Here is an 11,457-nt window from a genome sequence, read left to right on the forward strand (position 1 = left end):
CGGGTCGACCTCGTGTCCAGCCACGCGCTGTGACTTACCAGAGCCGCTCCGACGGCCAAAGTGATGGCGACCCGCCCGTCCCGCTCATCCCAAACTGAAACACGCCTTCTTCAGCAGTCTCCTAGGACGACTGCCGACCGGTTCGCCGTTGAGCCGGCCGGCAGTCCACGATGCTGGCCCGGCTAGAAGGCGAGCCTGCTGGCGACCAGGTCGGCCAACCGCTGGGCCACGCCCTGGGCCTGGTCGCGGGTGGTCGCCTCGACCATCACCCGCACCAGCGGTTCGGTGCCTGAGGGGCGCAGCACCACGCGTCCACCATCGCCGAGCTCACGGTTGGCCGAGGTGACCGCCTGGTTGATCTCGGGGTCGATGGCTGCCCGCATCTTGTCGACGTTGGGGACGTTGATCATCACCTGCGGCATGGTGGTCATCACCGAGGCCAGGTCGGCCGCGGTGCGCCCGGAGGACGCCATGCAGGCCGCCAGCTGCAGCCCGGTCAGCACCCCGTCCCCGGTGTTGGCGTACTCGCTCATGATGATGTGCCCGGACTGCTCGCCGCCGAGGGTGAACCCGTCGGCCGCCATCGCCTCCAGCACGTACCTGTCGCCCACCCGGGTCTGCTCGACCTGGATACCGTGCTGGCGCATCGAGTTGAACAGGCCGAGGTTGCTCATGATGGTGGCGACCAAGGTGTTGTTGTGTAGCTTGCCCTGCGCCTTCAGGTGCAGCGCCAGGATCGCCATGATCTTGTCGCCGTCGACCAGGTTGCCCTCGGCATCCACCGCCAGGCAGCGGTCGGCGTCGCCGTCGAGCGCGATGCCCAGGTCGGCGCCGTGCTCGACGACCGCCGCCTGCAGCCCGCCCATGTGGGTCGACCCGCAGTTGTCGTTGATGTTGAGGCCGTTGGGGGTGTTGTTGATGCCGGTCACGGTGGCGCCGGACGCCTCGAACGCCGGTACCGCGGTCAGCGAGGCGGCGCCGTTGGCGGCGTCGATGACGACCTTCAGGCCAGCCAGCCGGATCTCGCCCAGGCTGGCGACCAGCGAGTCGATGTAGCGGTGGACCAGTGCCTCACCGGTTTGCGCGTCGATACGGCCGACGCCGGCGCCGGTCGGGGGTTGCCACTGCTGGCCGAGGCGTTCCTCGATCTGGTCCTCCAGGAAGTCGTCGAGCTTGACCCCACCGCGCTGGAAGAACTTGATGCCGTTGTCAGGCATCGGGTTGTGGGACGCCGACAGCATCACGCCGAGGTCGCTGTCCTGGTCGTTGACCAGGAAGGCCAGCCCCGGTGTCGGCACCACACCGACATCGACCACGTCCACCCCGGCGCTGGCCAGGCCGGCGGCCACCGCAGCGGAGAGGAATTCGCCGGAGATGCGGGTGTCGCGACCCACGATCGCGCGCAGCCGGTTGCCATGGAACGCCCCGGCCTCACCCAGGACGCGGGCCGCCGCGATCGACAGATCCATCGCAAGCTGGGCAGTCAGTTCCTTGTTCGCGACGCCGCGCACGCCGTCGGTGCCAAAAAGTCTCGCCATGAACGATCAGCGTAGCGGCATCGGCGGAGACGACAGCAGCCGACCACCCCGAACGGTTGGTCGGCTGCCGAATCGGGCGCTGGTCAGCGCTTGGAGTACTGCGGGGCCTTGCGAGCCTTCTTGAGGCCGGCCTTCTTGCGCTCCTTGATGCGGGCGTCGCGGGTCAGCAGGCCCGCCTTCTTCAACGCCGCACGGCTGGCCTCGGCGTCGATGGCGTTGAGCGCGCGGGCGATGCCCAGGCTGACCGCACCGGCCTGGCCGCTGGTGCCGCCGCCGGCGATCCGGACGATCACGTCGTAGGAGCCCACCAGCCCGGCGGTGACGAACGGCTCGTTCACCTCTTGCTGGTGCAGCTTGTTCGGGAAGTAGTCCTCCAGGGTGCGGCCGTTGATCGACCACTGGCCGTTACCGGGCACCAGGCGGACGCGGGCGATGGCTTCCTTGCGGCGACCGGTGCCCTGCCCGGGGGCGACGACAGCCGGACGGCTGGTGGACGCGGCCTGGGCCGACGTGGCGGAGTCAGCGCGATAGGCGATCTCGCGGTTCTGCTCGTCGACGAACGGAGTGGTCTCGGTGGCTTCGAGCTCGGTCTGGGTTTCGGACACGTTGGAATCCTTGGTGTTCTGCGCGCTCACTGCGCGACCTGGGTGATCTCGTAGGGCTGCGGACGCTGCGCGGCGTGCGGGTGCTCGGGGCCGGCGTACACCTTCAACTTGTGCATCTGGGCGCGGCTGAGCTTGTTCTTGGGCATCATGCCCCACACGGCGCGCTCGACCAGATTGCGCGGATCCTTCTCGCGCAGCTCGCCGGCGGTCCGGGAGCGCAGCCCGCCGGGGCGTCCGGACACGGTGTAACGCATCGACTCGGCGGCCTTGTTGCCGGTCAGGGCGACCTTGTTGGCGTTGACGACGATGACGAAGTCACCGCCGTCGACGTGCGGGGCGAAGGTCGGCTTGTGCTTGCCGCGCAGCAGGTTGGCCACGGTCGAGGCGAGGCGTCCGAGCACGACGTCAGAGGCGTCGATGACGAGCCAATTCCTGGTGACCTCACCAGGCTTCGGGCTGTAAGTAGTCACGTTTCTTCGTCTTCCGGGTTGTTCTTCGGGAACACGCGACGAGACGTCGTGTGAACACACTTGAGCAGCCGCCCCCATTCTTCCTGGGACCCGGAGCAACGTGCGCTCCGCGCGGGGACGGCAGGGATTCAGCCTAACCCACGCGTCGGCGGTGGTCAAAGCGGCGGGCGCGGGGCAGCTGCCCCTTGGTGGCCCCTCCTTGCCCGGCACTCCCTCCGGTATGCCCGGCAAACCTTCCGGCAGGCCCGGCACACCCTCCGGCAGACCCGGCACCTTCCGGCTCGCCCGGCGCCTTCTGGCAGGCGCAGCACACCCTCCGGCTCGCCCTCGGCATGCCTGGGTTTTCCGGTTGTGGCACGCTGAAACCCACTTTCAACGATTCAAGGACCCAGATCGGGCATCTAGCGTGCCGAAACCGGAAACCGCAGGTCTGCCTGCTGTGGCATCACGCAAAGAGATCCGCTGAGGCAAAGAGATCTGCTGAAGACACCGGGCACCGGCACCAGGGCGGCTCGGGTTCATCTGCCGACCGCCCGGCCCAGGCTCCCGGGGGGAAACGCTGGACAAGCTTGCGACCCTTGGATTGTGCGGGCAATGTTGGTGCATGAGTTCAAAGACGAGCACCCAAGCACCCAAGGTAACCAGCCCCGCAGACCTACGTAACGTGGTCCTGGTCGGATCCGCCGGTTCGGGCAAGACCACGTTGTTCGAGAACCTGATCAAGGCCCGTATCCCGGGTTATCGCGGCGAGAAGGATGACCCCGAACGACTGGCCGCCCTCACGATGGCCACGTTCACCAACAACGACACCGTGATCAACATGTTCGACGCGCCGGGCAACCCCGACTACGTCGGTGAGCTCCGCGCCGGCCTGCGGGCCGCGGACGCCGCCCTGTTCGTGGTCAGCGCCGCCGACGGAATCGACATGACCACCCAGATCCTCTGGGGCGAGTGTGCCAGCGTCGGCATGCCACGCGCGATCGTGGTCACCAAGCTCGACACCGAGCGCGCCAGCTTCGAGCAGACCGTCCAGCAGTGCCAGGAGGTCTTCGGAGCCGGCGTCCACCCGGCCTACCTGCCGTTCATCGGCGACAACGACCAGATCGTCGGCAACCTGTCGCTGCTCAGCCGCAAGGTGCACGACTACTCCTCCGGCGAGCGCACCTGGCGCACCGCGGTCGAGGGCGAACTGGCCGCAATCGAGGACTTCCGCACCGAGTACGTCGAGTCGATCATCACCGAATCCGAGGACGACGAACTGCTCGAGCGCTACTTCGAAGGCGACGAACTGGCCGTCGACGAGGTGGTCGGCAACCTGATGAAGGCGCTGTACCACGGCAGCTTCCACCCGGTCATCCCCGTCACCACCAGCGGTGTCGGCATCGAGGAACTGATCGGCGTCATCGACCGCGGCTTCCCGACCCCGCTGCGCTGGAAGGCGCCCACCATCGTCACCCTCGACGGCGATCCCGTCGAACCCGACGAGATCTCGGTGGACGCCCCGCTGCTCGCCGAGGTCATCCGCACCACCTCCGATCCCTACGCCGGCCGGTTGTCGATGGTCCGGGTCTTCAACGGCACGCTGCGTCCCGACACCACCGTGCACGTCGCCGGCCGCCGCGCCGAGTTCGCCGGTGAGGAGGGCGACAATCGCGACCACGACGACCAGGAACGCGTCGGCCTGCTCAGCGCCCCGCACGGTGTCGAACTGCAGCCCAAGGACGTCGCCATCGCCGGTGAGATCGTGATGGTGGCCAAGCTGGGCACCGCCGAGACCGGCGACACGCTGAGCGACCCCTCCGCCGCCAGGGTGGTCGAACCGTGGCTGCTGCCCGAGCCTCTGCTGCCGGTCGCGATCCGCGCGGCCAGCCGCAACGACGAGGACAAACTGGCCGGCGCCCTGCAGCGGCTGGTGGTCGAGGACTCCACCGTCCGCCTGGAACGCGCCCCCGGCACCGAGCAGTTGCTGCTGTGGACGATGGGGCAGGCCCACCAGGACCTGCTGATGAACCGGCTGAAGGACCGCTACGGGGTGAACATCACCGCCGACCCGATCAAGGCCGCGCTGCGGGAGACCTTCATCAAGCCCGCAACCGCGCACGGCCGCCACGTCAAGCAGTCCGGTGGCCATGGGCAGTACGCGGTCTGCGACATCAAGGTCGAGCCGAACGAGCGCGGCGCCGGATTCGAGTTCGTCGACGAGGTGGTCGGTGGTGCGGTGCCCCGGCAGTTCATCCCGTCGGTCGAGAAGGGCGTGCGCGCCCAGATGGAGAAGGGCACCCTGACCGGCCACCCGATGGTCGACATCAAGGTGACGCTGTTCGACGGCAAGGCGCACTCGGTTGACTCCTCCGACATGGCATTCCAGTCGGCCGGGGCGCTGGCTCTCAAGGAGGCGGCCAACCCGTCCACGGTCGCACTGCTGGAGCCGCTCGACGAGGTGAACGTCACGGTGAACGACGAGTACCTGGGTGCGGTGATGACCGACCTGAGCAACCGTCGCGGCCAGGTGCTGGGAACCGATTCCGGCGGCAACGGCAAGTCGACGGTGAAGGCGCTGGTGCCGCAGAGCGAGCTCAGCCGCTACGCGATCGACCTGCGTGGGCTGGCCCGTGGCTCGGGCAGCTTCACCCGAAGGTTCCACGGCTACGAGGTCATGCCGACCAACCTCGCCCAGGAGTACATGAACGCCTGAGCTACGGTTCACCTGGCGGAGGGCTCGTCACCGTGACGGGCCTCCGCCTGGCGTCCAGGGCGTCAGCGGGTCGGCACCAGCGAGGTCATGTAAAGGGCGCGTGGGTCATCCCGGTCGATCAGTTCCTTGCCGAACGGGAACGCGGTGACCGGGATCATCATGAGGCTGACCACGGCGTTCGCGATGCCGACGATGGTGACCGCCTGGGTGAGCGCGGTGATGACGTGCACCACGACCAGCAGCCAGCCCACCGTGATGAACCAGATGAAGTTCATGATCGCCGAGCCGGCACCGGCGTTCGGTTGCCGCACCACCAGGGTGCCGAACGGCCAGAGCACGTAGCGGGCCATCCGGAACGACGCCACCCCGACCGGGATGGTGATGATCAGCAGGCAGGCGATGATGCCGGCCACGAAGTAGGCTGCCGCCAGCCAGATGCCGCCCAGTAGCAGCCACAGGACGTTGAGGAGCGTGCGCATTTCTCTATCCTGCCACCGGGCATATGCTGACGGGCATGTCGAGATCCGTCCACCTGGGGGATTCCCCCGGGCACAGCAGCGTGGTCTCGTACGTGCGACGCAGCCCGCGGATGAACCAGTCGCAGCACAACGCGATGGCCAGGCTCGCTCAGCGCTACCTGATCGATGTGCCGCACGGCGAGTTGAGCACATCGGTGGCCGCCAGCGCGCAGGTGGACTGGTCGGCCGAGTTCGGCCGCCCGGTCGATCAGCTGGTGGTCGAGATCGGCCCCGGCACCGGGGACGCCCTGGTCGCCAACGCGCTGGCCAGACCGGACGCCTGCCTGGTCGCCTTCGAGGTGTACGAGCGTGCGGTGGCCAGCACGCTGGGCAAACTGGACGCCGCGGGCATCGACAACGTCCGGCTGCTGATGGTGGACGGCGTGGCTGGCCTGCAGCGGCTCGTCCCGCCGAACAGTGTGGCCGAGTTGAGCACCTTCTTCCCTGACCCATGGCACAAGAAGCGCCACCACAAGCGGCGACTGGTCTCGTCGTCCTTCGCCGAACTGGCCGCCAGCCGGTTGACCGTCGGCGGGCGCTGGCTGCTCGCCACCGACTGGCCCGACTACGCCGAGCAGATGCGGGCGGTGCTGGACGCCACGCGGGAGCTGGCGAGCGAGTACCCGGATGGCTGGGCGCCGCGCCCTGACTGGCGTCCGCTCACGAAGTTCGAGCACCGCGGGCTGGCTGCCGGGCGCCCAGTGCTCGACCTCAGCTACCGGAGGGTGGCGTGAAGGACCCGGTGCGGTGGCGGCTCGACATCGCCTACGACGGGGCGGCGTTCCACGGCTGGGCTGCCCAGGCCGGACTGCGCACCGTGCAGGGCGAACTTGAGCACTGGATAACCATGGTGCTGAGGCTTGCAGCCCCCGCCCAACTCACCGTGGCCGGCCGCACCGACGCCGGCGTCCACGCCCGTGGGCAGGTGGCCCACGTCGACCTGCCGGCCGACCGGGACGGCACCCACCTGGCTCGCCGGCTCGCCCGCGTGCTACCCGCCGACGTGGCGGTCAACGCCGTCAGCCGGGCACCCAACGGCTTCGACGCCCGGTTCTCCGCCACCTGGCGGCGTTACGTCTACCGGCTGTGGGACGCCGACTCGGTGCCCGACCCGCTGCTGCGCAACCACGTCACCCGGGTTCCCGAGCGGCTCGACCCGCAGGTCATGGATCGGGCTGCCGGGCTGTTGGTCGGGCTGCGCGACTTCGCCCCCTTCTGCCGCCGAAAGGAGGGCGCCACCACCATCCGGCACCTCACCCATTTCTCAGTGGCAAGGCTGGACGACGCCTGCGGCAGCATCGCCTGCACCGTCCAGGCGGACGCCTTCTGCCACTCGATGGTGCGGTCGCTGGTCGGGGCACTGTGGGCGGTGGGGGCCGGTCGGCGAGATCTCAGCTGGCTGGAACGGGTCGCCGCCCACCCGGTCAGACACGCCGACGTCCACGTCATGCGTCCAGAAGGGCTGTGCCTGGAAGAGGTCGGCTACCCGCCGGACGAAGAACTGGCCGCTCGCGCCAGCCAGGCCCGCGCGGTGCGGGCACTGCCGTGCGATGCGGAGCCGGGATGAGCCACTACTTTGAGACCCCCGCCGCCCGGTCGCAGCGCCACCGGGTGCAGGCGTCCATCTGGGGCCGCGAACTGGAGTTCGTCTCCGCACCGGGGGTTTTCAGCGCCGCGCGCCTCGACCCTGGCACCCGGGTGCTCCTCCGGTCGGCTCCCCCACCGCCCGCAGCCAGCAGGCGGCTGCTCGACCTCGGCTGCGGCTTCGGGCCGATAGCGATCGCGCTGGCGCTGGCCTGCCCGCGCGCCCGGGTCGACGCCATCGACGTGAACGACCTTGCCCTCCAGCTGACCCGGGACAATGCCGAACTGCACCAGGTGGCAGATCGGGTGCGTACTGCCCGTCCCGACGAGCTGTCGCCCGACGACGGGTACGACGAGATCTGGTCCAATCCGCCGATCCGGATCGGCAAGGCGGCCCTGCATGAGTTGCTGCTGACCTGGCTGCCCAGGCTGCGTCCCGGCGGCACCGGGTGGCTGGTGGTCGGCAAGAACCTGGGCGCCGACTCGCTGCAGCGCTGGTTGACCCAGCAGGGCTGGGCAGTCGATCGAGTGGCCTCCTCGAAGGGCTTCAGGGTCTTCCGCGTTCAGCGAAATCCCACACCCTCCAGGGTGGGAACAACAGATCTTCCCCCTGCCTGACGCCGAGCCACCGTACATTTGGTTGAAGAAATCACCTTCGACGGAGGGAGAACCTATGGGTCTCGGCGACGACATCAAGAACAAGGCGCAGGAAGCTGCCGGCAAGGTGAAGGAAGGCTTCGGCGACGCAACCGACAACCAGAGCCTGCAGGCCGAGGGCAAGACCGACCAGGCCAAGGCCAAGGCCAAGCAGGCCGGCGAGGACATCAAGGACGCCGCCAAGGACGTCCGCGACGACCTGCGCTAACACCCTTGGAATATTCGGAGGCCGGGGATCGCTACAGCCAGTAGCGGACCCGGCCTTCTCAGGTCCACTTTGATCGGACGATCCAACGGAGAGGAAGTTTGTGACTATGGCCATCTACACGTTGCCTGACCTGGACTATGACTACGGTGCCCTCGAGCCGCACATCAGCGGGGAGATCATGCGGTTGCACCACGACAAGCACCACAAGGCGTATGTGGACGGCGCCAACACCGCCCTCGAGAAGTTGGCGGAGTCCCGCGAGAAGGGCGACTTCGCAACCATCAGCAAGCTCGAGAAGGACCTCGCCTTCAACCTCGGCGGGCACGTCAACCACAGCGTGTTCTGGAAGAACCTGACCCCCAACGCGCCGGAGCGTCCTGACGGCGAACTGTCCGCCGCGATCGACGAGTACTTCGACAGCTTCGACGCCTTCAAGAAGCAGTTCGGTGAGGCCGCCAAGTCGATCCAGGGCTCGGGCTGGGGCGCCCTGGTCTACGACCCGATCGCTGGCCGGCTCAACACCCTCGCCTTCTACGACCAGCAGAACAACATGCCGGTTGGTTCGGTTCCGCTGCTGCTGCTCGACATGTGGGAGCACGCCTTCTACCTGCAGTACAAGAACGTGAAGGCCGACTACGTCGAGGCCTTCTGGAACGTGGTGAACTGGAACGACGTGGCCGAGCGGTTCGCCAAGGCGTCCGCCAGGTAACGTCCGGCACGTACCCCTGCAGTGCCCTCGCCCAGCCCGGGCGGGGGCACTTCTCATTTCTGACAACTTTCTAAGTTCGTTGACTAGGGACGTTGCCCCGATTCTTAGTTTCTCTTGGCGTTTTCTCAGGCTCAATCTAGACTGATCATCACGAGTTGAACCCCGCTCGTACTGCCGCACCAGGCAGCCGTCGACCTGGAGAAAACAGACCTGATGAAAAAGCCCGTAATCGCACTCATCGCCGGCAGCGTCGCGGTGGGATCGATTGGTTTCGGCAGCCTCGCCAGCGCCATGGACAAGGCCATCACCCTGACCGTTGACGGCCAGTCGCAGCAGGTGCATGTCTGGGGCAGCACGGTCGAGGACGCCCTCGCAGCGAACGACCTCGAGCTCAGCCACCGCGACGAGATCAGCCCCGCCGCTGGCAGCCCCATCTCTGACGGCAGCGTGGTCGACGTCAAGTTCGCTCGTCCCCTGACGGTGATCATCGATGGCGAACTGCAGACCTTCTGGACCACGGCGACCACGGTGGCCGAGGCGCTCGCCGAGATCGGCCTGCACGACACGGACGCCCGGCTGTCGGTCGCCCGCTCCACCCCACTCGGCCGCGAAGGCCTGACCCTATCGGCGGTCACCCCCAAGGACGTCACCCTCGCCGTCGGCGACGACAGCATCACCGTCCGCACCTCCGCCGCCGACGTCCAGAGCCTGCTGAACGAGAACGACGTGGCAGTCGACTCCGACGACCGGGTCGACCCGGGCGTGCACGAGGCGGTCACCGAGGGCATGACGGTGACGGTCAACAAGGTCGAGGTCGTCGAGGAGTCCGAGGAAGAGCGGATCGGGTTCCCGACCATCACCAACGAGGACGACAGCCTCGCCCGCGGCTCCGAGAGGGTCAGCGTCGAGGGCACCGAGGGCACCAGGAACGTCGTCTACGAAGTGGTCTACGTCGACGGCGAGGAGGAGTCCCGCACCGTCCTGCGCGAGGACGTGATCACCGACCCGGTCGCCCGTGAAGTCACCGTCGGCACCGCCTCGGCTGCGGCGTCCGCCGGCGGCAGCCGCACCGACTGGATGGCCGCCGCCGGCATCGCCCCGGCGGACTACTCGGCCGTCGAGATCCTGATCGAGCGCGAGTCGAGCTGGAACCCCAACGCCATCAACCCGAGCAGCGGGGCCTGCGGACTGGTGCAGTCGCTGCCCTGTTCGAAGCTCGGCCCCAACTGGAACGACCCGGTGGTCGCGCTCAAGTGGGCCGACTCCTACGTCAAGGGACGCTACGGCAGCTGGCAGGCCGCCCTGGCCCACAGCTACGCCAACGGCTGGTACTGAGCAACCCCGCCCACCGAGCACGACTGGAACTGAGAAGGAATCTGACTTGATAACGAAGCCAATCGCCATCGCGGCCGCCGGTGTGGTTGCCGCCACGTCACTCGGGTTCGGCGGTTTCGCCAGCCACATGAACAAGGACATCGTCCTCAGCGTGGACGGCCAGAGCGATGCGGTCACCGTCTGGGGCAGCACCGTGCAGGACGCCCTGGCGGCCCGCGACATCACCGTCGGCCCGCACGACGAGATCAGCCCCGCCGCCGACGACCGGATCGCCGACGGCAGCGTGGTAACGGTCAACTACGGCCGCCAGGTGACCGCCATCATCGACGGGGTCGAGAAGACCTTCTGGACCACCGCCACCACCCTGGAGGAGGCGCTGCGCGAGATCGGCATGCACGACAGCGCCGCCCAGCTGTCGATCAGCCGGTCCACGCCGCTGGGCCGCGACGGCCTGACCTTCACCCTCACCACTGCCAAGGACGTGGTGGTCAAGGTGGACGGCGAACAGATCGAGACCAGCTCGGCCGCCCCCGACGTTGCCGCCCTGTTGGACGAGGCCGGCGTCGAGCTCGGCGTCCACGACCGGGTGAGCCCGGACAAGGGTGAGGCGCTGACCGCCGGCATGGTGGTCACCGTGCAGCGGGTCGAGGTCTCGGAGCAGGAGGTGACCGAGCGGATCGACTACGAGACCCGGACCACCGAGGACGCCAACCTCGCCGAGGGCACCACCAACGTGACCGTGGCCGGCGCCGAGGGCGAGAAGAGCATCGTCTACGAGGTCGTCGTCGTCGATGGCGAGGAGGAGTCCCGGACGGTCCTGCGTGAGGAGGTGCTCAGTCAGCCGGTCACCCGGCAAGTCACCGTGGGCACCAAGGCCGCGCCGGCTCCCGCCCCGGCCTCGTCGGCGGCGGCGCCGGCGGTCTCGAACGGCGGCACCTGGGACGCCATCGCGCAGTGCGAGTCGGGCGGCAACTGGGCCATCAACACCGGCAACGGATACTACGGCGGCCTGCAGTTCGCCGCCAGCACCTGGACCGCCTACGGCGGCGGCGCCTACGCCCCGACCGCGAACCTGGCCACCCGCGAGCAGCAGATCGCCATCGCCGAGAAGGTGCTGGCCGCGCAGGGCTGGGGCGCC

The 11,457-nt window shown here is 68.2% G+C and carries 12 protein-coding genes; 8 read left to right on the forward strand and 4 right to left on the reverse strand.

Going from position 1 to position 11,457, the window contains the following annotated elements:
• Nucleotides 1-182 precede the first annotated feature (182 nt).
• The 3 genes from glmM to rplM all read right to left on the reverse strand — a co-directional run bounded on the left by glmM (nucleotide 183) and on the right by rplM (nucleotide 2,613).
• Nucleotides 183-1,538 (reverse strand): phosphoglucosamine mutase, encoded by a 1,356-nt coding sequence (glmM, locus tag WBL05_RS10825; protein WP_424225867.1) that lies wholly within the window; start codon nucleotides 1,536-1,538, stop codon nucleotides 183-185.
• Between the two features lie 83 nt (nucleotides 1,539-1,621).
• Nucleotides 1,622-2,143 carry a 30S ribosomal protein S9 gene (gene rpsI / locus WBL05_RS10830; RefSeq protein WP_424225869.1) on the reverse strand — a complete coding sequence of 174 codons (522 nt, stop codon included), beginning with the start codon at nucleotides 2,141-2,143 and terminating at the stop codon, nucleotides 1,622-1,624.
• A 26-nt stretch (nucleotides 2,144-2,169) separates the two neighbouring features.
• On the reverse strand, nucleotides 2,170-2,613 hold the full coding sequence (gene rplM / locus WBL05_RS10835; RefSeq protein WP_424225870.1) for a 50S ribosomal protein L13: 444 nt from the start codon (nucleotides 2,611-2,613) through the stop codon (nucleotides 2,170-2,172).
• Nucleotides 2,614-3,217: 604 nt separating this feature from the next.
• On the opposite strand from rplM, the gene WBL05_RS10840 reads away from it, so the two are divergent.
• Complete coding sequence (locus WBL05_RS10840) at nucleotides 3,218-5,308, forward strand: elongation factor G-like protein EF-G2 (RefSeq protein ID WP_424225872.1); 2,091 nt, start codon at nucleotides 3,218-3,220, stop codon at nucleotides 5,306-5,308.
• 62 nt (nucleotides 5,309-5,370) lie between these two features.
• Here WBL05_RS10840 and WBL05_RS10845 read toward each other — a convergent pair whose 3' ends face one another.
• Nucleotides 5,371-5,787 (reverse strand): YccF domain-containing protein, encoded by a 417-nt coding sequence (locus tag WBL05_RS10845; RefSeq protein ID WP_424225873.1) that lies wholly within the window; start codon nucleotides 5,785-5,787, stop codon nucleotides 5,371-5,373.
• A 35-nt stretch (nucleotides 5,788-5,822) separates the two neighbouring features.
• Between WBL05_RS10845 and trmB the strand changes: the two genes are divergently transcribed.
• The 7 genes from trmB to WBL05_RS10880 form a co-directional block, all read left to right on the forward strand.
• Nucleotides 5,823-6,560, forward strand: coding sequence for a tRNA (guanosine(46)-N7)-methyltransferase TrmB (gene trmB, locus WBL05_RS10850; protein ID WP_424225875.1), 738 nt, complete (start codon nucleotides 5,823-5,825; stop codon nucleotides 6,558-6,560).
• Nucleotides 6,557-7,393, forward strand: a complete 837-nt coding sequence (gene truA, locus WBL05_RS10855; RefSeq protein WP_424225877.1) for a tRNA pseudouridine(38-40) synthase TruA — start codon at nucleotides 6,557-6,559, stop codon at nucleotides 7,391-7,393. The genes trmB and truA overlap by 4 nt, the downstream gene beginning before the upstream one ends.
• Nucleotides 7,390-8,028, forward strand: coding sequence for a class I SAM-dependent methyltransferase (locus WBL05_RS10860; RefSeq protein ID WP_424225879.1), 639 nt, complete (start codon nucleotides 7,390-7,392; stop codon nucleotides 8,026-8,028). Before truA ends, WBL05_RS10860 begins: the two co-directional genes overlap by 4 nt.
• A 55-nt stretch (nucleotides 8,029-8,083) precedes the next feature.
• The gene (locus WBL05_RS10865; RefSeq protein WP_424225881.1) at nucleotides 8,084-8,275 is read left to right on the forward strand and encodes a CsbD family protein; all 192 of its coding nucleotides are present in this window, start codon (nucleotides 8,084-8,086) and stop codon (nucleotides 8,273-8,275) included.
• A 106-nt stretch (nucleotides 8,276-8,381) separates the two neighbouring features.
• Nucleotides 8,382-8,984 (forward strand): superoxide dismutase, encoded by a 603-nt coding sequence (locus WBL05_RS10870; protein WP_424225883.1) that lies wholly within the window; start codon nucleotides 8,382-8,384, stop codon nucleotides 8,982-8,984.
• Nucleotides 8,985-9,197: 213 nt separating this feature from the next.
• On the forward strand, nucleotides 9,198-10,319 hold the full coding sequence (locus WBL05_RS10875) for a ubiquitin-like domain-containing protein (RefSeq protein WP_424225884.1): 1,122 nt from the start codon (nucleotides 9,198-9,200) through the stop codon (nucleotides 10,317-10,319).
• Between the two features lie 46 nt (nucleotides 10,320-10,365).
• Nucleotides 10,366-11,457, forward strand: a 1,092-nt coding sequence (locus tag WBL05_RS10880; RefSeq protein ID WP_424225885.1) for a transglycosylase family protein, incomplete at its 3' end; no start/stop codon positions are given.

The organism is Brooklawnia sp., from assembly GCF_049651565.1.
Lineage (GTDB): Bacteria > Actinomycetota > Actinomycetes > Propionibacteriales > Propionibacteriaceae > Brooklawnia.

Bases quoted from the DNA above. Each gene is read 5' to 3' on its own strand.
- glmM (WP_424225867.1), bottom strand. From the start codon at position 1,538: ATGGCGAGACTTTTTGGCACCGACGGCGTGCGCGGCGTCGCGAACAAG.
- WBL05_RS10840 (WP_424225872.1), top strand. From the start codon at position 3,218: ATGAGTTCAAAGACGAGCACCCAAGCACCCAAGGTAACCAGCCCCGCA.
- WBL05_RS10845 (WP_424225873.1), bottom strand. From the start codon at position 5,787: ATGCGCACGCTCCTCAACGTCCTGTGGCTGCTACTGGGCGGCATCTGG.
- trmB (WP_424225875.1), top strand. From the start codon at position 5,823: ATGTCGAGATCCGTCCACCTGGGGGATTCCCCCGGGCACAGCAGCGTG.
- WBL05_RS10860 (WP_424225879.1), top strand. From the start codon at position 7,390: ATGAGCCACTACTTTGAGACCCCCGCCGCCCGGTCGCAGCGCCACCGG.
- WBL05_RS10865 (WP_424225881.1), top strand. From the start codon at position 8,084: ATGGGTCTCGGCGACGACATCAAGAACAAGGCGCAGGAAGCTGCCGGC.
- WBL05_RS10870 (WP_424225883.1), top strand. From the start codon at position 8,382: ATGGCCATCTACACGTTGCCTGACCTGGACTATGACTACGGTGCCCTC.
- WBL05_RS10875 (WP_424225884.1), top strand. From the start codon at position 9,198: ATGAAAAAGCCCGTAATCGCACTCATCGCCGGCAGCGTCGCGGTGGGA.